This window comes from Pseudoalteromonas sp. SiA1 (assembly GCF_018732205.1).
Lineage (GTDB): Bacteria > Pseudomonadota > Gammaproteobacteria > Enterobacterales > Alteromonadaceae > Pseudoalteromonas > Pseudoalteromonas tetraodonis.
Genome location: NZ_CP076084.1, coordinates 1,023,452 through 1,047,151 on the forward strand (window position 1 = coordinate 1,023,452; position 23,700 = coordinate 1,047,151).

Below are 23,700 nucleotides of genomic sequence, written 5' to 3' on the forward strand. Positions count from 1 at the left end.
CTTATTAGTTAGAGTAATAAATTGATCGCCAAGGCAATAAATACAATGCCTGTGAACCTATCAATCCAGAGCTGGCTATTTGGGTGATTTCTAAAAAATTGAGCTATTTTATCGCCGAAATAAATATACGTGCAGTCAATCGGAAAAGCAAAGATTGGATAAAGTAGCCCAAAAAATGCCAGCTGAAAGGTTGCAGATGACAAGCTAGGGTCAACAAATTGTGGGATAAAAGCAATAAAAAACAAAGCCACCTTAGGATTAAGCACTTCTGTCATCATGGCTTGAAACATGACATTTTTGTTTTTATTGGTTGTAACATGCGGTTTATCGCTTTGCTCACAAGATGGTGGCATAAACGTGCCTTTAAGCATCATAAAACCTAAGTAACATAAATAGGCTGCACCTGCATATTGTACGCTGGCATAGGCTGTTTCAGAGGCTTTTAAAATAGCACTTAAACCAACAACCGCAAAAAATGTATGTACTACGCCACCTAAAGCAAAGCCAAAAGCACTTTGCATACCTGCTTTTCGCCCGTTAGCAAATGTTTGCGCCATTAAAAACGCGTTTGATGGCCCAGGCGCAACGGCCATTAAAAAGCTGGCGAGTAAAAATGAGAGCAAAAAGTCAGGGTTGATCATTAAACAGTACTAGAAAGATGTGATGAGTGATTTTATCAAGCAAATACAAAAATAAAAAGCGGGCATATTGCCCGCTAAATTGAGGATACTAAGTTGTTATAAAACTAGCCGTTATACTTTTAAACATAACGAAGTGCTAAATTTATTAAAAACTAACGGTGATATTATTTGAACACAACGTAGTGCTCAGCGCTTCACATACTTGATATGTATACGTACCACCCCCCTTTAGTATTTATACTGTCGGTGTAGGCATTATTATTTGCAGTGGTAATGACTTTGCTACTATTGCGGTAGATATCAACTTGGCTTGTTGCTGCGCCATTCCAACTTAAATCAACAAATTTAGTGCCTTTTGATTTGTAACCTGAAGCGCTAAGAGAGATATCATCTACGCCTGGCTCGGGATCAACACCACCAGTATAGCCACCCGCACAGCCGTTTGCTGTAAGGTAAGCATCAGCGTCTGCCGCTTTTACAATACCATAGCCAAAGTAATCATCACGACCAGCAGCCCCTTGATCTTGCGCAGTTGCTTTTAACGCATCGCGAATTTCTGTGCCTGTACAGTCGCTATGGTTAGACCATACTAGCGCAGCAATACCTGAAACTGCAGGCGTTGCCATTGACGTTCCAGTCATAAAGCCATAATCAGTTGCGCCAATATTAATTGTCACGTTTGTACTAGCAACTAATGCGCTACGATCTTCAAATGCAGCGCCTACAGCAGGAATTGAAGTATTGTTGGTATCACCTAGTGTTGCGTATAACATGCCGGCTTCATTGTTGATAATAACCGCACCTAAACCGCCTGAGTTTTCACAGTTAGCAACTTTGTCATAAAATGAAACAACGCCGCGGTCAATCATACATACTTTACCAGCCGCTGCTGGATCAACTGTTTCGCCGGTCCCCATAAAGTAGGCACTCGCCGTGACTTGACCTGCATTTTCCATTGCTGATGAATTATATGCTGTGCCATCGGCTGACATACTCGCTGCTGTAGCCATACCTGCAGGGGAGGTTGATAGCGTATCAACACCACCGGCTGTTACTTCTACACAAATGGTTTCATCGTTTGTTGCACGTTTACCACGACCTGATGAACAACTTGGGAATTGTGAAAAATCAGCAATTTGATTATTGGCATCATTAGCACCAACCATCATAACTGACGGGTAGCCTGCAGGATAAGAACGTACGTTATTACCATCATTACCCGCGGCAGCAACAACAAGGCCGCCTGCATTAGTAAAGTTAGCAAACGCATTTGATTCTGTACTGTTTGAGCCGCCGCCCCCTAAGCTCATACTAATAATGTTCGCACCTGCTTGAGAACATAAATCTGCTGCTTGAGCCAAGTCAGATGAGTAACCCCAGCCTGATTCGTTAAATACTTTAATAATGTGCATTGCCACACCCAGTGCCATACCCACAACACCAAGGTTATTATCTGCAGCACCAATTGTACCGGCTACGTGAGTACCATGTGGGCCGCCATTATCAAACCAATTACCGGTGCCACTGTCGTTGTCACCGGTGATGTTGCCCCAAATAAAGTCAGGGTTTGAGCTATCTAAGCCGGAATCGATAACACAGACTTTCATGCCTGCATTGGCATCAAAAGTTACTTGATCAACCTGTGATTGATAAACGGCATAAGGCGTAATTTGCTGCTGCATTGCATCGCCTACATCATTGTTAAATAATGACATAGGTACACGCTTATGATCTTCTTCAATGAGTTTAATATGTGGGTTGTTGAGTAGGCTTTTTAAGCTACTTAAATCTTGACCAGTAAATTTTGCGGCAATAAATCCATTACCATCTACTTTAATCTCACCACCTAGTTTTTTAGTAAGCGCTTTAACAACACCTTTTTATTATTATCAACTTGAATGATGAAGCGATCGTTTGCAGCATGGGCAGTTCCGGCTGCAAAAATACCAGTAAGAACTAATGCTAAGGCGAGTTTATTCTTTTTCATATTATAATATCCTAGAATTAATTGGTTAACCTTCTGTTAACTTAAAACGACATTAAAATAATAAAAAGCAAAAAATAATGTGTTTTATCTACAAAAATAAATTATTTAACTAAAAATTAATCATTTTAAAACAAAAAATATATACTTTGTTTGGATTAGGGGCGGCTAATCAAGTAGCACCTGAATTAGCCAAAATGAGAGAAGTATTGAAAATGCGTTAGTGGCTAAGCATATTTAGCATAACGAAACAGTAAATAACAAAATGGAATTAATAATAGAAAGTGCGTACCAATAAGCTCTGGGGTTGATAAGTTTAAGTATTGAGTAATAAAAACCAATAAGCTTGCTCCACTCATTTGCATTGCTCCCAAAAGAGCAGAGGCGGTGCCTGCTTGTTTAGGAAATAAACTCAAAGCACGCCCAGCGGCAGACCCAAGCGTCAAGGCAAAACCAAATGCTGCAATGAACATAGGGATCATTAATGCCAATGGCGTTTTATATTGGCTTAATAACAACATAAGTAAGCCGGCACTCACTAGCACTAAAAGGCCTATTTTTAAAGCTCTTTTAGGTTGGCGTTTAATGTAAATAGGCATAATAAAACTAGCAAGAATACTAAGCACCGCATTGAGCGAGAACCAAAAGGTAAAGTCGGCTACGCTGCCACCTAATTCAGTAATGAGCCAACCGGGAGCCAGTGTTACAAACACCAATATGGCTGACATAGTGACCATACATAACAAGCTATTAAATAAAAATAATGGAGTTGAAATGATGGGGAAAAAGCGCCTTAAATCTAAAATATGCCCCTGGTAATAACTGTCTGCTGGTCGTGTTTCCCTAAACAAGAACAAAGTGACAATAAACCCCAGTAATGCAAAACCGGTTAAAAATAGAAAGTTCATTTGCCAACCAAACTGTACGGTTAGCCAAGCACCTAAAATGGGCGCTAATGCTGGAATAAAGCAAACTATACCGTTTAGATAGGTAATTATTTGGCCACTGCGTTCACTACCAAACTTATCTCTTACTATTGCAAAAGCGACAACAAAGGTGGCGCACGCGCCTAACCCTTGAATAGCACGAGCAAACATCAGTACTAAAAAGCTAGGAGCATAATATGCCCCCAATGCCGCCAGACCATACAAAGCGACCCCAGTTAAGGCGACGGGCTTTCTGCCAAAACGATCAGCGAGTGGACCTGCAATTAATTGCCCCAAACCAACAGTAAGCATAAAAATAGCCACCGTTTGCTGTACTTGCTTTTCGCTCACTGAGAATTGCTCTGCGATAGTGGGAAAGGCAGGCAGGTAAATATCAATGCCCATCGGACAAAAAATGACGAGTAACGCTAATATAAGTAATAAAGTAAAATTGGGTTTAGCGGGCTGTGTATGCATCAGGTCTCCTTTTGTCGGTATTTTAAGTGGCGACTGATGAAAAAGAAAGGGCTTATGGCCGATGTATCAGCCAAGTTACCTACTTTTAACCTTATTATGATTATTTTTGTTTAAGTATCACACTTCTTTAAACTGATCCGATGTGTTAATTTGCTTTTTAAGCAAAGACAATGGAAAAATAATAATGAGTAATGAGTCTGCATTAATAAAAACATGGCATAAATTTAAAAAGTGGCCATGCGGTAACTGGCTTTTCAGTAAAGCAGTGTGTTTCAAGGCACCTTATTTTGGCTCTATGAAACCCACTATTTTAGATTTAAAAGCAGGGCACTGTAGTGCTGTGGTTAAAAACACACGCCGTGTACATAATCACATTGGAACAATTCATGCGATTGCTCAATGTAATTTGGCTGAGCTGTGTGCAGGAGTAATGGTGGATGCGACGGTACCGTATAAAACACACCGTTGGATACCTAAAGGTATGACAGTACAATATTTAGCTAAAGTAGACACAGACGTTACCGCGATTGCTGAAATTGAGTTACCTCATCAATGGATTGATAAAGAAGATTTAGTGGTGCCGGTAAAGCTTTACAATACCCGAAATGAGTTGGTGTTTACTGCAGATATAACCATGTACATCACAAAGAAGAAGTAATTGCTAAATTATATTTTTTATATAAAGCATTAAAAACAATGGTTTAGTTTATTGACTAAACCATTTTTTGTTCAGGTTTAACTTTTTGCAGTAGACGACTTGTTTACAAACGAAAGGCCACTGTCTTCATTATCAACAATGGCTTTTACATCGTTAACCGGTTTTGGTTTATCTTTAGCATGCTCAATGACTTCTTTTTCAAAGCGCTGCTTTAAACTACCTTCAATAATCGCACCGGCTTCTATGCTTAGTGTGTCATGAAAAATATCGCCAAGGACATGGGCATTATTTTCGATCTTCACTTCGCTTGCATTTAAAGAGCCTATGATTTTACCTTTAACAACAACGCTGCTCGCCTCAACAACGCCTTCAACAACACCGGAGGAGCCGATAACTAAATGCTCAGCTTTAATATCACCGTCAATACGTCCATCGAGTTGCACTTCACCTTGGCTAACTAAAGAGCCCGTAATACGCACATCGTTAGAAATAATTGAGGGAGTATGACTCACTCGCTTGATTGATGAGTCCGTTTTTGCTTGTTTATTTTTACCAAACACGAGAAAGCGCCTTTGTTATTTTTAGTGGATTGACATGCTTGTCGTCTATTAATACTTCATAGTGTAAATGAGTACTTGTACTTCTTCCGGTACTGCCCATTAAACCAATGACATCGTGCTTTGCAACAACTTGGCCTTTTTTAACATTAACTTTGTTTAAGTGACCAAAGCGCGTTACAACGCCATTTTTATGTTCTAATTCAATAAAGTTACCATAACCACCATTGCGGCCAGCTCGGCGTACCGTTGCATCGGCAGGGGCAAAAATTTCTGTTTTATGCCAGCCAGCTAAATCAACGCCTTTATGAAATGCGCGTCTTTTATTCATGGGATCTTTTCGAAGCCCAAAGTTGCTCGAAATATAATATTTTGCGGCAGGTAAGGGTAATGTGTTCGGCAAGGCGGTTAAAAAGTTTTCTAGCTGATTTAAAACAAGCAACTTATCGGCAATTGCTAAAAATGTATTGGGTATTTTACTTTCATCAAGTATGTCCAGCGGGCCACCTTGCGCCGTTGTTTGTGCCGCTAAGGCGAGGTGCTGTGCAAGTGCATTTTCAAGACCTGTGTCTTGCAATATCTCTAAAATAGCGTCGTGGCGTTGATTAATTTGCGCAGCTAATAAGGTAAAATTAGTATCGTATTGTTCATTTAGTAAAGTATAGCGCTGCTCAAAACTGGTGGCGCTATTATGGGCATGTTTGTTTTGTGACTTGTCATCTTCGAGCGGCTCATGGAATTCGCTCTCACTCTCATTTATAGGGGAGGAGTCAAGCTCACCCTCTAATTTAATGGCGTCTTTGCTAATAGAAGCAGGCAATGATTCAATCATACCTTGTAATAAAGCTTGTTTTTGTTCTAGTTCAGCTAACTGTTCTTGTTGTAATGCATAGCGTTGCTGCTGCTGCTTTACTTTTTGTTGCCACTGCGCTTGCTTATCAAGTTGAGTTTGTTCGATATGAGATATTTGGTGTGTTTGCATATACACACGAATACTAGAGACACTCATCCACACAATAGCGGTGATAATAATAGCGAGTACAGAAACTTGTAACCATGGCGCCAAAACCACATGCTTTACTTCGCCATTTTGGCGAATAAGCAGCTGGCGAGCTGGGAAGTTTTTATGAAAAAAAGATTTTATGAATACAGACATGTCACATATTTACTGGCTATTAACGGATTCAAGATAGCAATTTCAACTAAAAAAGCCAGAAAAAAATTGTAACTATGGCTTAATTAATAAAAAAGGGCGGCTTATTCGGCCACCCTTTTTTATTAGTTTATTGATTTTGCAATTATTTTGCTGGCAGTACCGTACTCTCCACGCAGCCGAAGCCAATACGTGCAAAACCTTCTTTTTCACACCAGCCACGCATTATCACGTTGTCGCCGTCTTCCAAGAAGCTACGCTGTTCGCCGTTGCTTAAGGTGATTTTTTCTTTACCACCACGAGAAAGCTCAAGTAATGAACCAGCTTCTTCATGAGTTGGGCCTGATTGCGTTCCAGAGCCCAGCATGTCACCTGGCATAAAGTTACAACCGTTTACCGTATGGTGAGTCACCATTTGTGCCACAGTCCAGTAAGAATGCTTAAAGCTAGATTTAGATACTTGTGTTGGATTGTAGCCTTCATCACGCATTTTTTGCGTTTGAATTTTAACATCCATTTGAATATCAAATGCGCCTTGATCACGGTTAGCCGTTGATTCTAAATATTCCAATGGTTGCGGATCATTTTCATCACGCGTCCAGCTTGTTCTAAATGGTGCAAGTGCTTCGGTAGTTACAATCCATGGTGACACGGTTGATGCAAAGTTTTTTGCTAAAAATGGACCAAGCGGTTGGTATTCCCATGCTTGTAAATCACGTGCTGACCAATCGTTGAAAACACAAAAGCCAAACACATGTTTTTCAGCATTTTCAATGGCAATAGCATCACCTAGCTCATTACCCTTACCCAAGTAAATACCCAGTTCAAGCTCGTAATCAAGACGCTTACACGGACCAAATGAAGGTACTTCTGCGTCTGGCGCTTTAGTTTGTCCTTTAGGGCGATGGAACTGCTGACCAGATACGCCAATAGATGACGAACGACCGTGATAACCAATCGGTACCCACTTGTAATTCGGTAGCAGTGGGTTATCAGGGCGGAATAAACTACCTACGGCCGTAGCATGATAAATCGAGGTGTAAAAGTCGGTGTAATCGCCAATGCGACACGGCAGAGCAAATTCAATCTCGCTTTGCGCAATAAGTGCGTGTGTAAGTTGTTCTTTATGCTCAGAACCTTCACGTAATGCTTTCGATAATGCTAAACGTAGTGCTGACCAATATTGCTCACCCAGACCCATAAACTCATTTAGTGTAGGATTACTTGCTGCAGCAATGGCGACTTGAGCATCGCCACTAAAAATAGCGAGTTCATTTACTTTTGCTAAATCAATAACCTGATCGCCAATGGCAACCGCGCCACGGAAAGCTTCGTTGCTATTTTTGCGACGTACTTCGGCAAAAGGTAGATTTTGGATAGGGAAGTCACATTGTGCATCATTTGCTGATGCAACCCAGCTAGTTAAATTTATATCATGGGTTTCGTTAATTAAACTCATTACATTTCCTTTGGTTTAGTTGGTCGCACATATCAATTTATTAAATAAGAACATAGCACCAGCAAGTTTTAAATATCTACTAGTTATATGGTGATGAAAAGCGCGATTTAAACACGCAAAGAGAGATAAGCTCTCTTAGTTACGATTAAACGACAAAAAGCAGCGAAATACGCTGCTTTTTAGAGTCATAATTTTAATTATAAAACGCCGCGGCGTTCTTGATCTCGCTCGATTGATTCGAACAGCGCTTGGAAGTTACCTTCACCAAAGCCACCATCGTCAACACGTTGAATCATCTCAATGAAGATAGGGCCAAATAAGTTTTTAGAGAAAATTTGCAATAAGTAGCAATCTTCGCTTTGGCTATCAACCAGGATTTGATGCTCACGAATCTTTTCTTTGTCTTCTTTAACCCATGGTACACGGTCAAAAATAGTATCGTAGTACTCAGGGATAATATCTAAAGTGGCGATAGTTGATTTATCTAACTTATCAAGTGAGCTCACTAAGTCGTCAGTTAAAAAGGCTAAATGCTGTACACCTGGGCCATTGTATTCGCCTAGGTATTCATCAATTTGGTTATTGTCGTTACCTTTACCTTCATTGATTGGAATAGAGAAAGTGCCACAAGGTGATTTTAATGCATAAGAGAGTAAGGCTGTTTTTTGGCCTTTAATATCAAAGTAGCGCACTTCGGTAAAACCAAACACGTCTTTATAAAAGTTAGCCCATGTTTCCATTGTGCCTTTATAAACGTTGTTAGTTAAGTGGTCGATACGTAAGAACCCTTTATCATTAACGACGTTTTGCTCAGCTAAATCTTCAAAGTCGTTTGCGTAGATAGAGCCTTTATCGCCAAACTGTTCAATAAAGTATATTAAGCTGTCGCCAATGCCGTAAATAGCAGGGTACGGTAAGTCTTTATTTGCTGCATCAGTAGCTGGCTTAGCGCCACGTTCAACCGCAGCTTCAAACGCCGCTTGAGCGTTCTCTACGCGCCAACCCATAGAACAAATTGCTGGGCCATGATTTTTAGCAAATTCAGCTGAAAAACCATCGCGTTCATTATTTAGTAAAAAATGAATATCGTTTTGGTTGTAATAAACAATGTCTTTACCTTTGAATTTTTTTAACTTTGAAAAACCAAAATCGGTAAACACTTTATCCATGTAATCGGCATCGGGTGTTGCGTACTCGGTAAATTCAATACCAACCAAACCTAAAGGGTTATTTACTTCACTCATTATAATTACTCCCGCAATTAAGCACTGCGATTATTAGTTATCGTATTGCCTGCATGATTAACCAGATTGGTGTTTTGGGGAAGAGGGTGTTGTTATTTAGTAAATAGCGCGTGTGTAAATTTTACGAGACGGTTATCAAAGTATGTTGTTTATTTACATACGAGCAGGTGAAAGTAAAAATTAGGTAGCGAGATGAAAGTGCAGGTTTTCTTGTTAAATTATTGATTGTTAATAGTTTAATTTAATTTATTTATATGTGTTTTTAGTTTCTTTGCGCTTAAAAAAGTGCGGTTTTTGTATTTTATTATTTACACTTTTAATGAGTTTGGTTAGCTGCGATATATATAAAATCAAAGAGTATTGATGGTTTGCTGCTATAAACTCGTTTATGCACAGTGATGAGGTATAAATAATAAACGGCTGAATGTAAAAATTGTGGGGTTTAATCAAGCGGCCATAAAAATACCCCCTGCAGTTAACTACAGGAGGTATTTGATATCATTTATCAAAGCTCATAATTATGCGTGTGATAAATCTAAATTATTGTGTTGGTGCGGTTTGTTCTAAACCTTGTTTTTCCCATATTTTAGCTTTAAAACTCATCAGTACTAAGATGATACCTACACCGATACTAAATAAGGCAATTTGTAGGTAAAGGTTCGGGATTTCTTCAACATTGTTAGGATCAAAGTTACCAGCAAGTAATCCTGAAATAACGTTACCGATAGAGTATGTAAGTACAAATACCCCCATCATTTGACCAGTAAAGCGGCGAGGCGATAATTTACTTACAGCGCTCAATGCAACTGGGCTTAAACAAAGCTCACCCACTGTGTGTAAGAAATACGTAGTAACAAGCCAATAAGGTGCTACTTTTAAGCCTTCAGCGGCATAGTGTGCTGCCATAAACATTACTAAAAAGCCTGAAGCCATAATAACGAGGCCCAACGCACATTTTACGCTGTAAGTAGGCGAGACCATTTTTTTAGATAAATTAATCCAAAAAGCGGCAAAGAATGGCGATAGCGCAATAATGAACAATGAATTTAGAGATTGGAACCAAGTCGTTGGAATTTCAAATGTGCCAACCAGACGGTCTGTATAGTCACGAGCAAACAGATTTAATGAAGAACCGGCTTGTTCAAAGCCAGACCAAAAACAGGCTGAAGCGACACAGACTAAAAATAGCGCCCACATTCTTTGTTTTTCAGCATCGGTTAGTTTGCCTTTGAAGTATATAAGGCCAAAGTAAACGAAAAAGATAACAGTAAATATAACTGCGGTGTACCCTGCAACAATCGATGGGTTAATGACAATAGCACCTGTCATCGCAGCAGCGGTAACACCGGCGGTCGCGATAATAAATGCAGCAATACCGCCCCATGCGCGCGAAGTACCTTTAGGGCTTAATGGGTTAGCAGGTAATGCGCTGTGATCTGGTAAGTTTTTAAGTGTGCGCTTGTATTGAATTAAACCAATACCCATACCAACAGCCGCGGCACCAAATGCCCAGTGCCAACCTACGTTTTCCATAAAGTAACCACACACGTAGTAACCAATTAAAGAACCTAAGTTAATACCCATGTAGTAAATAGCGAAACCACCATCACGGCGCTCATCTTCGTCAGTATAAAGCTGACCAACCATGGCACTGATATTAGGTTTAAGTAAACCAGTACCTGTTGCAACAAAGATCAAACCAATGAAAAATGAATATTCATGTGGCACGGCTAAGATAATATGGCCACACATGATAATAATACCGCCATACCATACTGCTTTTTGGCCACCAAACAATCTATCTGCTAACCAACCACCAGGTAAACCTAAAAAGTATACTGAACCTGTGTATAAGCCATAAATTGCAGCAGCAGAAGCAACGGTAAATCCTAGGCCTTCTTGTTGTAAACTTGCTGTCATAAATAATACGAGCATCGCTCGCATACCGTAGTAACTCATTCGTTCCCACATTTCTGTGAAAAACAGGGTTGAAAGTCCTTTAGGGTGACCAAACCAGCCACTATCAGAATTTGAACTCATATTTACTTCCTAATTCATTATTGTTTTGATGACCTTGTGGTTTTTTATTTAGCTAAATTTTTACTTATAAAAAGTATAATAAATGCTCGATCATCAGTGTTTTTTATGCAGCTAAGGTAATGGTTTGCTAAACGCAGCTATACGTTTAGGTAAGCGTCACACCCTTATCCTAGTTACAATTGCGCCTAAGTATACATAGACCTTTGTGCGAGGGGAAGCGTTGAGCGCGCTATCATACATCGGTTATGTAATTGTTAAATACCAGTGTGTGAACCCCTATTTGCTGCAGTAAACACCTAAACTTATCAAAAAATATCTTTAACATCATAGGTAACATTGTCATACCAACGTTATCTTTAACACTGTTTAAATACAGCTTGAAAAATAAATAAAAGCTTTGTTTTACGGGTAGTTACAGCTACTAAATTTTTAATAATAGTTAACCTTTACTACTTTAATTTAATAATCACCACTTAGATTAAACATGAGCGAATATTGGCGTATGGACAGTAATGATTCGCTCATTGCAGCATATAATTTATACAAGGCCAGCTTGACTAAATTGAGTTGCAATAACCCCGACTTTTAGTGAACAGCCAAGCTTGAATGCGTTAAGTGCTTGAAAAAGCCCTCTAGTTAGTAAAAAAACATTTTTTCGTCCAAATTTCTTTACAATAAACTATGCTCGTAAACAGAGTTAGCGTATTATTCACGCCAACTAGTTTTTCCTTACCTGAGGGTGTATGCGTTTAGATATTCACTGTGCAGACCGAGTTGGTATTGCTCAAGAGATTCTTAATATTTTAGTTAGCTACAATGTTGACTTAAAGGGGATTGAAGTCGACTCAGTAAATTGTCGTATGTATGTGAGCTTTCCTGAGATTGAATTTGAACAATTTCAAAAAATCATGCCGTCTATTCGCTTAATCGATGGTGTACATGATGTACGCACAACCGCGTTTTTACCGTCTGAACGTGAGCACAACGAACTTAACACCTTATTAAGAGCACTTCCTGATGGCGTTATATCTATTGATGCTAAAGGGTGGGTGCGCCTGTGTAACGACGCAGCCTGCAAAGACTTACAATTAACAGAAAAAGAAGTCACCGGTGCTAATATTAATAATTTGCTCAAAGGCTTTAACTTTACCCGTTGGTTAGAGGGCAAAGAAGTACTGGGGCAAACCACGCGTGTTGAAGTAGCTGGTGAAGATTTTATTGCTGATATTCTGCCTATTGCGGTTCCTCAAGGCAGCGAAGGCGATGTGTTAGCGGGCGCGGTAATTAATATAAAATCGCAAAGCCGTTTAGGTCAGCAAGTGAGTGCTTTTAGGCGTTATGGCCAAGAAAGCTTTGCGACTATTCATAACTTTAGCACGGCGATGCGCCGTGTGGTTCGCGAAGCGAGAAAAATGGCGCAACTTGAAGCTCCCATTCTTATTACTGGTGAAACGGGGACGGGTAAAGAGTTGCTAGCACGAGCTTGTCACTATGCATCTAACCGCTCAGTAAAACCATTTATTGCTTTATCGTGTGCCTCGTTACCAGATGATGTTGCTGAGTCCGAACTATTCGGTTATGCCGGGTATGAAGAAAATGCAGCACCTAAACGTGGTGTACTCGAACAAGCAGATGGTGGAACAGTATTTTTAGATGAAGTAGGTGAAATGTCGACGCAGCTACAAACTAAATTGCTACGTTTTTTACAAGACGGTACATTTAGAAAAGTTGGCGACGAAAACGAAGTTAAAGTGAACGTGCGTATTATTGCTGCCACGCAAAAAGATTTACCTGCAATGGTTCAAGAGGGCGTATTTAGAGAAGATTTATACTACCGAATTAATGTATTAACACTGGAAATTGCGCCGCTTAGAGATCGTAAAGCGGATGTTGGGCCACTTGCTGAACACTTTATTCAAAAATATGCGCAGCAAAATGGTCATACAGTCCCCGAGTTATCTGAAGAATGTTTAACGTTTTTACAAGATTACCCATGGCCTGGCAATGTACGCCAATTAGAAAACGCGATTTACCGTGCGGTATCGTTGTTAGAAGACAGTGAACTGCGCGTTGAACATTTACAGTTACCTACGTTTACCCATGATTTAGGCTATTTAGAGTCTGATTTTGAGGGCTCGCTTGATCAAGCGGTTAAGCGTTTTGAAGCCACCTTACTGCGTAAGCTTTATCCTGCCTATCCTAGCTCTCGTCAGTTAGCTAAACGCTTGGGACTAAGTCATACTGCAGTGGCTAATAAATTGCGTGATTACGGCATTAACCGCAAAACGGTTAAAGTTTAAAGATAGATACCCAAATATCCTCATTTAGTGATTGATTCCTTGGTTTAAAAACAACCAAAGGTGTCAATCGCTATGATACACTGATAAAAACTCAACTGGTAAGACCTCTACTGTGAACTTATATTTTAGACTACTGCTGTTATTTTTTAAAATTAAACGTAATCGTGACTATCAATCGTTGTTAGATACGGTTGATATAGACTACAAAGCATTACCAAGTGACTGCGATATTAATTTGCATTTAACCAATTCACGCTATTTAGCGATGATGGATTTATCGCGTACCTGGATGACTGAACGGGTTGGTTTGCTTAAGCAAATAATGAAACGTCGTTGGTTTCCTATTGTTAATGCGACAGCTATTACCTACATCCGCGATATTAAGCCAATGCAACGTTTTACCATTAGTACGCGTTTGGTTGGCTGGGATCATAAATACTTTTACATTGAACAAAAGTTTCATTCTGAGCGGGGCTTACATGCCATTGCTTATGTGCGCGGCGTGTTTAAAAGTAAGAAAGGGGTGGTCAGTGTTGAGCATATGCTCGAGGTTGCAGGCTTTGACGGGGTTGCACCCATTTTACCGGCTGAAATAATTCACTGGAAAGAAATGCTTGAGCAAAAAAAAGTAAATAACTTACCTCGCTAAACACAGGCAAAAAAAAAGGCCTAACGGCCTTTTTAACACACACATAAACGTTATTAAAACGAGTATTTAAGACCAAACATGGCAACAACAGGGTCAAGTGACACGGTTGATGTTAATGCTTTTGCGCCATTAGCATAAACAGTCGCATCAGTATCAATATCCATGATAGATACCATAGCGTGTAGGCCCCATTTTTCATCAATCTTGTAGTTAGCACCTACTTGAGCAACAAAACCAAATGAATCATCTAGTTTTACTTCTACATCGTTAGTTCCTAACGTTGCTTTAAGTGCTGCAGAAGGCTGTTCGTCAAAGAAGGTCGTATAGTTAATTCCCACACCTACAAACGGACGAAGTGCATAGCTGCTATCTAAAAAGTGGTACTGTGCGACCAGTGATGGTGGTAAATGTTTAATATCAGCAATTTTATTACCAGCTAAACCACCAGTACCTTCTACATCATGAGAAAACGGCGTTGCTGCAATAAGCTCTAATACCCATTGGTCGTTAAATGCGTAATCTACAGTAATACCTAACTGAGTATCTGAGTCGCCTTTTAAGCCTAGAGTAGGTGCTTCGTTAATTTTTGAACCATCGTTATCTGGATTAACATTAATTGCGCCAACATTAACACTAAAGTTAGCGTGTGCTGCAGGAGAAAGAGCCAGTAAAGAAGTAAGTATTGCAATGCTTAGTTTAGTTTTCATGTTGTTCTCCGTGAACTACTGTGTGACTATTTGTTGATTGAGGCTATTATTGCTCGAGGTTAAAAATAAAAACCTGTTCTAGATCAAAGTTTCAAAAGCGGATGAGTAAAGAGCCTCTATTTATTGATTTAGATTAAACTTTTACTTAATTAGTGCTTAAAAATTATTGACTGATCACTTAAATACAAGCCGCAAACGAAGTATTCATAATATAATCAGCTAGTTTTGTTAAACTAAGGCTATGTTCACGGTTTAATAAAAGTAAGCGACCTCATGAATCCCTCTGGTCAACTATTTCTTCAAGGCTCCATTGCTAAAGCGCTGTTAAAATTAGGTATTCCTATTATCCTCATTAATATATTGCAGTCGGCTTATCAGCTTACGGATGCATTTTGGGTTGGGCGATTAGGAGCAACCCAAGTCGCTGCAGTGTCTATTAGTACCCCGATCACTTTTTTAGTCATTGCTATAGGCTCTGGGCTTGCAATGGCCGGTGCTATTTTATCGGCGCAATACATGGGCGCAGGTCAGCAAGATAAAGTGAACCATGTTGCAGCGCAAACGGTGTTAATGGTTGCATTTACCGCCTTAGTGTTAGGGCTACTTGGTTATGTACTTTCCCCATACTTTTTAAAACTGCTAGGCGTTGAGCAGGCGGTCTACAGTGATGCGCTTAAGTTTATGCATGTGTCCTTTATTGGCGTTATTTTTGTGTTTATTTACGCCATGTTCCAATCGCTAATGCGGGGCATTGGGCAAACTAAAGTACCTTTAATCATAGTTAGCACCACAGTGATACTTAATTTTATTCTCGACCCGCTATTTATTTTTGGTTACGGCCGCTTTGAAGGGCTTGGCGTTATGGGCGCTGCTCTGGCGACTTTGGTTACACAAAGTTTAGCGGCGCTGGCGGGCATTATTATATTTTTACGCGGTCGCCATGGGATTCAATTACAGCTAAAAAGTTTTTATCCCGATTGGCAATATATGAAACGGGCTTTTTTCTTAGGAGCGCCTGGCTCTATTGAATTATCAACACGTGCTTTTGGCTTGATTATCATGTCATTTTTAGTGGCAAGCTTTGGAACCGTTACCATTGCGGCTTATGGCGTGGGCTCTAATATTTTGCAAATGGTGATGATCCCTGCCATGGGTTTATCAATGGCGGTATCAACCTTGGTGGGGCAAAATATGGGCGCCGGCAATATTAAACGGGCTGAGCAAATAACGAAGCTTGCCAGTATGTGGGGATTAATAGGCCTTTCTTTTGTTGGGGGCATTGCTTACTTGTATGCTGATACGCTGGTGGCATTTTTTATTCCCGAAGATAACAGTGTAATAAATAAAGGCGCGCAGTTTGTTCAAGTGATGTGTTTAAGCTGGGGGGGAATTGGTGTTCAGCTTTGTATTGTTGCTGCTTTTCGTGCCTCTGGGAATATGCTTAATGCCATGATTATCGCGTTATTATCACAATGCGTGGTGCAGTTTCCTGCCGCTTATATTCTTTCTAATCACACTTTGCTTGGCGATCAGGGAATATGGTATTCGTTTGCAATTACGAACATAACCATCGCACTGATAGCGTTCGCTTGGTTTATGCGTGGCGCATGGAAAAAAACCAGATTAACCAAAGAAGATAAACACATTGTGCAGGTGACACGAGAAACATTAATAGAAGAGGGCACACGTTAGCCTGTATTTTCATAATGCGGTCATAAAAAGTCGTTGTAATAAATACACTGCTAAAACGAGGTGTGTTTATTATGACAAAAGCTATCAACAAAAAAGTACCCGCGCCGTACTTAACTATTCCACAGTTAAAAACGCTCAGTCACTTACAAACGCTGATCCGATTTAAGTCAATTACGCCTAATTCCGCAGGTGGTATTGAGTGGCTGGCACATCAGCTAACTGATTTAGGTTTTAGCATTGAGCAGTTTAGTGCCCATAATGTCACTAATTTAATTGCTAAAATATCTTTTGGAGCAGGCCCTGTGGTGGCATTTTCTGGTCATATTGATGTGGTCCCTGCTGCGCAAGGTGGCTGGTTAGCTGATCCGTTTGACGGAAAAATAATTAATGATGCGATTTATGGGCGTGGTGCCGCTGATATGAAAGGGGGCATTGCAGCCATGCTCAGTGCAACGCAGTCGCTAATACATAGTGCGCAGCAAAAGCAGGGCTCCTTGTATTGGTTGATCACCTCTGATGAAGAAGGTGAAGCAGAGCATGGCTCAGTGTTGATTGCGAAACGCCTAGCACAACAAGGTGTTGTGCTTGATGGCTGTATTGTTGGTGAGCCAACAAGTCATTTGCAAGTGGGCGACACCATAAAAAATGGCCGACGTGGCGCGCTGTCAGCGCGTTTAACTATTCAAGGAAAAGCAGGACACGTGGCCTATCCTGAAAATACCATCAATGCTGCGCATATCAGCGCTGAAGTAGTGAATAGATTAATCCAAATTGATTGGCTTTTAGATGAGCCAAGCTCAAAAACAAGCTTGCAAGTTACCGGTATTAATATTGATAACGTGCTTGATAATTTAGTGCCTGCTCAATGTGATATTACGTTTAATATTCGCTACAGCCATGGGTATAAAAGTACAGATGTGAAACAGCTGGTACTTACTGCACTGAATGATTTAAACGAATATTTAACGGTGCAATGGGAGCGACCATGTGAACCTTATTATACAAGCCATAGGGCAGAGCGATGCTTACTCGCCCAGCTAGAGCAGGCAATATTTAACGTGACCGGAAGCTATCCAGTACTTAGTACCAGCGGCGGGACTTCAGATGGGCGATTTTTTGCAAGTAAAAACACGCAAGTGATAGAGTGCGGGGTTTTAAACCAGACCATTCATCAAGTTAATGAACATGTACCCATTAGCGACTTGTTACAAATAGAGAAAATATACACCCAACTATTAGTACATATATTTAGCCAATCTAATAATCAGGAGATTAGATAAATATGAAATTGCCTAAGTTTAAGTATTTAACTTTAAGCGCCCAAGCTTAGGCGCTTAAGTTAATATTTTAACGGCAAAGCTTAGTTTATTGAGGCAGTGTCTTGCGCTCCCAAATAGCGTTTTGCTTTACTCGGTTTTACTTTCTCAAGGTCGACCAATACCAATCCATCAATACAATTATTAAATTGCGGATCAATACTAAAACTTAAAAACGTTACCCCATTTGGCTCACATAGCTCGGTGTATTGTTTAAATAGTGTGGGTACATGGGTGCCCATATTAGCCAGTATGTGTTTAAGTTCTACAAAGTCTTCTTTGATGTTGTTACCCATAAACAAATTAGTGCATTGAATCTGCTGCTCACGGGTATGACGAAAAGCATTGTTAGGCGTTGCGAGTGACTTTTCAGAGCCATAATAGTGCTGATAATAATGTACCAGTAAGGATTTTGCTTGCTCTGGCAGTGCGTTTGACACACTCACGGCACCAAATAAGTAACGATACTGAGGGTAGCGGTTAATAAAGGCACCAATGCCATACCATAAATAGTCGAGGCTTTTTCTTCCCCAGTATTTGGGTTGTACAAAACTACGGCCTAATTCTATGCCTTGCTTGAAGTATGGCGTCATCTCTTGGGTATAATTAAATAAGCTATCGGTATAAAGCCCACGTTGAGAGTGCTGTTCAATCACATCCTGCGCGCAGGCTAATCTGTAAGCGCCAACTAGTTCGAGTGATTGTGCATCCCATAAGACTAAGTGTTGATAATGCATGTCGTATTTGTCTATATCACGGCGATTGCCACTGCCTTCACCTACTGCACGAAAGGCAATTTCCCGTAAGCGGCCAAGTTCACGAAATAACGGTGAGCTGCCTTGGTATTGGTATAAATAAATAACCATGCCATCACTGGTTTTACCTAAATGTTCACAGCTTTCGATGGCTTTTTTTAATTCTTTTTTACACTCTGGTGAGGCAATAGGGGCATGAGTTTTTAGTGGCAGTGTTTTTTTAGTGGTTAAACGGTACAGCTGTTTTCGTATAAGCTCGACCACTTCCTTGTCTTTTAAATCGGGTATTAAATAAGATTCAGGAGCAATGGAGGCGCCTATTTCAAATTCGAGCGATTTTTGGCGCTGTTTAAACATTTCTTTGACTAGTAATAAACTGGCAAGCGGTTTATATAGCATAGAGGCACCGTAAAAAAGCGGGCTGTTTCTGGCTTTTATATGTATGGGTAAAATTGGGCTATTGGCTTTTTTAGCGATACGTAAAAACCCGCTGTTCCATTTACAGTCTTTGATCCCTGTTGGTCGAAGTCGAGAAACTTCACCCGCAGGGAAAATAAGTAATGCTCCTTCATTTTTTAAATGCTGGTGGATATTACTAAGCTCTTGTTTTTTACTTTGCCCCGACAAATTATCAACGGGTAGTAATAATGAATGCATTGCATCAACGGTCATTAGCATTCGGTTAGCCACGACTTTTAAATCGGCACGCACCGTCGATAACACATTAATTAATGCAAGCGCATCTAAGGATCCAATTGGATGATTAGCAATAATGACAATTTTCCCTTCACTGGGAATATTTTCTATTTGCTTAGCTTTATAGCGAGTGTCAAAATCAAGTTCATCAAGTACTTGCTCGACAAATTCTATTCCTTGAAGATGGGGATAAGTTGTTGCAAAGTTTGTAAACTCTTGTTCATGTAATAAGTAGCTAAGGCTCTTTTTTACCAGTTTTTTTATTTTAAATGAGTTAGTTAACTGTGGTAAGTTAGTCGCAATTACTTTATCTACACTGATCATACGCACCTCTTTTTTATACTAGGCCAAAGCCAATATGTTTAGCTTAGAGTGCGGATATGACAATACGCGGTCAGTTGTGTGACTTTTTAAAACCGTTTACATACTATTGAATTGAACCATACCAGTACTATTATTTAGGGTTACTTTTTAAGGAATCATCATGTCAGTTTTGGTGGCTATAACAGGTCGAGACAACACAAAATTAATAGCAAAAATGAAATCACGATTGCCTAGTATTCGAATTGAAGAACTTGATGATTGCCAAAATTTAGAGAGTGTAGAGTTCGTTTTAGCGTGGAATGCGCCTGCATCACTGTGGCCCTCGTTACCAAATTTAAAGGCTGTGTCATCGTTTGGCGCTGGCGTTGATAGCATTGATTTAAGTTTATTACCTGCGGATGTAGAGGTCGTGCGTATTGTTGATAAACAGTTAGCCAACGATATGGCTGAATACGTACTTACCCATGTATTAGCACAAAAGTTGCGATTAAAAGAATATGCAATAAAGCAACAGCAAAGTATATGGAAACCTAAAAGAGCGCATAAACATAATCAAGTAAGCATTTTAGGGTTTGGCGAACTAGGTCAAGCATGTGCACATAGGCTGGTTAATAACGGTTTTAACGTAAATGCTTGGAGCCGAAGCCCTAAAACATCAAACATTGCGACACTCTATCATGGTGATGACGGCTTAACACAGATGCTTGCGCAAACCGATTATTTAGTATGTTTATTACCGCTTACCAGCAGTACCCAAGGCATTATTAATAAACAGTTACTTGAGCAACTGCCTGAACATGCTGTGGTGATTAATGTGGCCAGAGGTGGGCATATAGTAGAAGCTGATTTACTTGATGCACTTAACAATACACGTATACGCGCAGCAACGCTTGATGTGTTTGCCTGTGAACCACTGCCAAGCGAACACCCTTATTGGTTGCATCCAGGTATTACTTTAACACCGCACTGTGCTGCGTTGTCAGATCTGGATAGTGTTATTGAACAAATAGCAGAAAACATTTTGCGTTTAAAAGCGAAACAGCCATTAATAAATTGCATTGATAAGCAGCAAGGTTATTAATTAGCAGTTGTTGGCCTTCAAGGATTAAGATTTGTTTAATTTTTAATAGAAACAGCTTGTTAACATTTGTAATTTTTATTATTGTTAAAAACAGTTCTAACAATAATAAAAAAATAGGATGAATTATGAAACCCAATCAAGGGGGCGCAAAAATTAGCATCGTGGTTGTATCTATCATTATATTAGGAATATCAGCCTGGTTTAATCAAGCCAATGCGGCAGCGCTGCTGATCTGACCCTTATTTTCACAGCAAGATTTAGCTACGCTTGCTGTGTATTTCTCTGTTTTGATGCTTTTTATCATCACTTTTCTTCAATAAAACATACGTCGCACCACTTCCTCCATGCTGCCTAAGTGCAGTATGAAACGCTAAAACGCATGGAATTGTTTGTAACCACTGATTTACGTAACTTTTTAATATCCCTGGCTTGGTTTTATTTTTAATACCTATGCCATGGCGAACGAGTACCATTCTTATATTTCGCTGATGGCAGTCTTGAACAAAGGCTAATAATGATGCGTGTGCATTTTTTAAAAGTTGCCCATGTAAATCAAGCGTCGCATCAAGCTGATATTTCGCTAATCTTACATTTTTAAAAACCGCGCTTTGTACGCCCTCTTTTTTAAAGCTTAATATGGCAAGTGGATCGAGTAATTCAAGTGGTTCATCCAACGGATTGAACTGTTCAGAGACTAAATCTGATTGTGCTGCTTTATTTTTTTCTTGCTGGGCGATGACCGCTTTATGGCTTTTAGGTGGTAAGGTCACAGTGTCATGCGTTATGGGGGTAACATCTTCCATAGAAGATAAGAATAAATCGAAATCTGACAATGGCATGGGCTTATCTCAAATTAGGCAAGGGTCTGTTGACCTTTGCGGATTAAAATTTGTTCAAACTAGGGGCGGTTTAATCGCGGCGCGAGGTTTGTAACCTAGTGGGCTAAGTAAAAACCGAGCAACAAAGAGTAAATCGCCCTTAGGTAGAACCCAAAGGGCAGCGCCTGTTTGGCATTGATGCTGCGTTATCACTTATCTATGGGGAATAACCACACCACATAGGCTCTGCCTTGCCTAAATACCAAACAGACTGCTGAAAATTTAACCTTGAAAGGTCAACAGACCCTATTACGAGATAAATTTTAGCTTAGTTCAAACCCAGACCCAAGATTTTTAACAGTGAGATATAAAAAAGCCCAGAAAAACTGGGCTATAAAATATTCTAAGGGGAAGTAATTAATGCTGAGATACGCTAAATTGCCCAAACGTATAAACTTTGAACAAGTAAAATGTGTTGATCAACACTAAACTCATATTTGAAATAATACTCGACGACATAAGATCTAAGCTAAATGATAGGAATAACAAACCACACGCACTAATCGCAGCAACGCGAAGCAGTGTCAGTTGGTTGATAAAGAATGCACCTAAACCTAGTGCAAGTAGTAATGTATTTAAAAGCCAATCTAGCTCGTTTAGCATGGTCGTTTCAATAGTTCAGTTGTTGAAAAAAGGAGCGCCATTATGTTGATCTTTTGCACAGCTTTCAACCAAGTAATTTTAAATTTTCAGATTAGTTTTTTTAATGCTAAAAGTAGGTAATTAATACCGAAAATAATCCCTCTTCAGCAATAACATGATATTTTTGGCAGCTTTGTGGTTGCTGAAGATCTACACAGAGGTATAGTGTTCTGCGATGCTTATCTAGTCTAGGGTGCAGCGTTGAATCCAGTAGCTTTGGTTTATTGGCAAATAGCCCTGGCCAATAAATACTTTTGCTAACTATGGCTGATTTTTTATAGGTGAGTAAACTAGGCTTTGGCGCTAAAACAAATATAAGTAATAATATCGTGAAAATAAAAAATGCGGTTAGTTTGGCGCCACGTTTTACACTTACTGCGCGCGGGTTTAATTGTGAGCCAAGGTTTGCAGGCTTGTTACTAGGTATTGGTTTAACATAGGCCGCTTTATTTTTTTTGCGACGACTCTTTTTTGTGTTTTTCGACATAAAGCAAATCTGGCCTTTTTGGCTTAGCTCTCTATAATAAAGTAAATATTTGTATTTTAAGCAAATCACCAATTTCGCAGACACGGCTTTTAGCCTATAAGGATTATATATGAATACGCAGCTATCTATTTTAATAGTTGATGATGTTAGCACGGTGCGTAGCTTTCTAAGTCAAACATTGATGCATTTAGGGATAGAGAATGTAAAAGAAGCGTCTACGGCCGCGCAGTGCATAAGTGAATGCCGTGCAGCAAACTTTAACATTATATTTTTAGATATAGAGCTACCTGACGGCGATGGTAAAGAGCTTATTGCGCAGATAAATGAGTTATCACCAGAGACAAACGTGGTGATGGTGTCGGCGCATTCAGGCGTTGAAAATGTGAAGGATGCAATAGATAGAGGGGCAAAAGGATTTGTGGTTAAGCCATTTTCTCCGAAGAAAATTGCGGCGATGCTGAAAAAGTTTTATCCAGAGCTCGATAACGTTTAAAAAGCGTATTTATTTTGGGCAAAAAAAAACCGGCAAAAGCCGGTTTTTTTAATCTTGCAAAAACAAATTATAGCGCTTTAATTTTAGCAGCTAAACGGCTCTTATGACGAGCAGCTTTGTTTTTGTGGATTAGACCCTTAGTTGCGTAACGGTCTAGGATAGGTGTAGCAACAGAAAAAGCTTGCTGTGCAGCTTCTTTATCGCCAGCTTCAATAGCTACGATTACTTTTTTGAAGTAAGTACGCATCATTGAACGACGGCTTGCGTTGTGCTGACGGTTTTTTTCGCTTGTGATAGCGCGTTTTTTTGCAGACTTGATGTTAGCCAAGGTTTGCTCCTAACAATCTTAAATAAAGCTTAAATTAAAGGCCGTGGAATATGCCTGTTTTTATCATGAATGTCAATTTAATTTTAACAATCCAAGAAAAACTGCTCCTTATAACGAACATCAATTTGCCGCTTTAGCAGTTAATGCCGCTATTGTAACAAAGCAAGGGGTTCGAGCCTAGTGCTTTAAAGCGATTTATAAAAAAGACTATGG

At 39.7% G+C, this 23,700-nt stretch carries 20 protein-coding genes and 1 pseudogene; 7 read left to right on the forward strand and 14 right to left on the reverse strand.

The genetic code is table 11. The features are described from left to right. Positions 1-8: 8 nt before the first annotated feature. From KK487_RS04730 to KK487_RS04740, 3 genes and pseudogenes are all read right to left on the reverse strand, one after another. Complete coding sequence (locus KK487_RS04730) at positions 9-641, reverse strand: LysE family translocator (protein ID WP_024602846.1); 633 nt, start codon at positions 639-641, stop codon at positions 9-11. A gap of 145 nt (positions 642-786) precedes the next feature. Continuing rightward, a pseudogene (locus tag KK487_RS04735) lies at positions 787-2,628 on the reverse strand (S8 family serine peptidase). Between the two features lie 224 nt (positions 2,629-2,852). Then, positions 2,853-4,028: a multidrug effflux MFS transporter gene (locus KK487_RS04740; RefSeq protein ID WP_128583239.1), complete on the reverse strand. Its 1,176-nt coding sequence runs from the start codon at positions 4,026-4,028 to the stop codon at positions 2,853-2,855. A gap of 184 nt (positions 4,029-4,212) precedes the next feature. Here KK487_RS04740 and KK487_RS04745 point away from each other — a divergent pair, with 184 nt between their 5' ends. Then, positions 4,213-4,686: a hotdog fold domain-containing protein gene (locus KK487_RS04745; protein ID WP_016899426.1), complete on the forward strand. Its 474-nt coding sequence runs from the start codon at positions 4,213-4,215 to the stop codon at positions 4,684-4,686. Positions 4,687-4,763: 77 nt separating this feature from the next. On the opposite strand, the gene KK487_RS04750 is transcribed toward KK487_RS04745, so the two are convergent. The 5 genes from KK487_RS04750 to KK487_RS04770 all read right to left on the reverse strand — a co-directional run bounded on the left by KK487_RS04750 (position 4,764) and on the right by KK487_RS04770 (position 11,139). Beyond that, a complete protein-coding gene (locus tag KK487_RS04750; RefSeq protein WP_013464451.1) occupies positions 4,764-5,246 on the reverse strand; it encodes a bactofilin family protein in 483 nt (160 codons plus the stop codon). Continuing rightward, the gene (locus KK487_RS04755) at positions 5,236-6,399 is read right to left on the reverse strand and encodes a M23 family metallopeptidase (RefSeq protein ID WP_016899427.1); all 1,164 of its coding nucleotides are present in this window, start codon (positions 6,397-6,399) and stop codon (positions 5,236-5,238) included. The genes KK487_RS04750 and KK487_RS04755 overlap by 11 nt, the downstream gene beginning before the upstream one ends. A 142-nt stretch (positions 6,400-6,541) precedes the next feature. Continuing rightward, positions 6,542-7,855, reverse strand: a complete 1,314-nt coding sequence (fahA, locus tag KK487_RS04760; protein ID WP_128583238.1) for a fumarylacetoacetase — start codon at positions 7,853-7,855, stop codon at positions 6,542-6,544. A gap of 197 nt (positions 7,856-8,052) precedes the next feature. Then, a complete protein-coding gene (gene hppD, locus KK487_RS04765) occupies positions 8,053-9,099 on the reverse strand; it encodes a 4-hydroxyphenylpyruvate dioxygenase (RefSeq protein ID WP_016899429.1) in 1,047 nt (348 codons plus the stop codon). 540 nt (positions 9,100-9,639) lie between these two features. Then, entirely contained in the window at positions 9,640-11,139 is a 1,500-nt protein-coding gene (locus KK487_RS04770) for a peptide MFS transporter (protein ID WP_036956839.1), read from the reverse strand. A gap of 743 nt (positions 11,140-11,882) precedes the next feature. On the opposite strand from KK487_RS04770, the gene tyrR reads away from it, so the two are divergent. Together tyrR and KK487_RS04780 are read left to right on the forward strand one after the other, a co-directional pair. Next, the gene (gene tyrR, locus KK487_RS04775) at positions 11,883-13,439 is read left to right on the forward strand and encodes a transcriptional regulator TyrR (protein WP_013464456.1); all 1,557 of its coding nucleotides are present in this window, start codon (positions 11,883-11,885) and stop codon (positions 13,437-13,439) included. Between the two features lie 112 nt (positions 13,440-13,551). Then, positions 13,552-14,088, forward strand: coding sequence for a thioesterase family protein (locus tag KK487_RS04780; RefSeq protein ID WP_016899430.1), 537 nt, complete (start codon positions 13,552-13,554; stop codon positions 14,086-14,088). A gap of 53 nt (positions 14,089-14,141) precedes the next feature. Here the strand turns inward: KK487_RS04780 and KK487_RS04785 are convergent, their stop codons facing one another. Continuing rightward, on the reverse strand, positions 14,142-14,795 hold the full coding sequence (locus KK487_RS04785; RefSeq protein ID WP_013464458.1) for an OmpW/AlkL family protein: 654 nt from the start codon (positions 14,793-14,795) through the stop codon (positions 14,142-14,144). A 273-nt stretch (positions 14,796-15,068) separates the two neighbouring features. On the opposite strand from KK487_RS04785, the gene KK487_RS04790 reads away from it, so the two are divergent. Continuing rightward, entirely contained in the window at positions 15,069-16,487 is a 1,419-nt protein-coding gene (locus KK487_RS04790; protein WP_036956840.1) for an MATE family efflux transporter, read from the forward strand. Between the two features lie 71 nt (positions 16,488-16,558). Then, entirely contained in the window at positions 16,559-17,767 is a 1,209-nt protein-coding gene (dapE, locus tag KK487_RS04795; protein WP_036956841.1) for a succinyl-diaminopimelate desuccinylase, read from the forward strand. Between the two features lie 80 nt (positions 17,768-17,847). Here dapE and olsF read toward each other — a convergent pair whose 3' ends face one another. Beyond that, positions 17,848-19,578, reverse strand: coding sequence for a bifunctional ornithine lipid synthase OlsF (olsF, locus tag KK487_RS04800; protein WP_024602838.1), 1,731 nt, complete (start codon positions 19,576-19,578; stop codon positions 17,848-17,850). A gap of 160 nt (positions 19,579-19,738) precedes the next feature. Between olsF and KK487_RS04805 the strand changes: the two genes are divergently transcribed. Then, positions 19,739-20,659 (forward strand): 2-hydroxyacid dehydrogenase, encoded by a 921-nt coding sequence (locus tag KK487_RS04805; RefSeq protein WP_036956842.1) that lies wholly within the window; start codon positions 19,739-19,741, stop codon positions 20,657-20,659. 257 nt (positions 20,660-20,916) lie between these two features. On the opposite strand, the gene smrA is transcribed toward KK487_RS04805, so the two are convergent. The 3 genes from smrA to KK487_RS04820 form a co-directional block, all read right to left on the reverse strand. Next, complete coding sequence (smrA, locus tag KK487_RS04810) at positions 20,917-21,498, reverse strand: DNA endonuclease SmrA (protein ID WP_036956844.1); 582 nt, start codon at positions 21,496-21,498, stop codon at positions 20,917-20,919. A 396-nt stretch (positions 21,499-21,894) separates the two neighbouring features. Continuing rightward, positions 21,895-22,140 carry a hypothetical protein gene (locus tag KK487_RS04815; RefSeq protein WP_013464466.1) on the reverse strand — a complete coding sequence of 82 codons (246 nt, stop codon included), beginning with the start codon at positions 22,138-22,140 and terminating at the stop codon, positions 21,895-21,897. A gap of 106 nt (positions 22,141-22,246) precedes the next feature. Further along, a complete protein-coding gene (locus tag KK487_RS04820; protein ID WP_036956889.1) occupies positions 22,247-22,666 on the reverse strand; it encodes a hypothetical protein in 420 nt (139 codons plus the stop codon). Positions 22,667-22,775: 109 nt separating this feature from the next. On the opposite strand from KK487_RS04820, the gene KK487_RS04825 reads away from it, so the two are divergent. Further along, entirely contained in the window at positions 22,776-23,159 is a 384-nt protein-coding gene (locus KK487_RS04825) for a response regulator (protein ID WP_008114419.1), read from the forward strand. 67 nt (positions 23,160-23,226) lie between these two features. On the opposite strand, the gene rpsT is transcribed toward KK487_RS04825, so the two are convergent. After that, entirely contained in the window at positions 23,227-23,487 is a 261-nt protein-coding gene (rpsT, locus tag KK487_RS04830; RefSeq protein ID WP_008114420.1) for a 30S ribosomal protein S20, read from the reverse strand. Positions 23,488-23,700 lie beyond the last annotated feature (213 nt).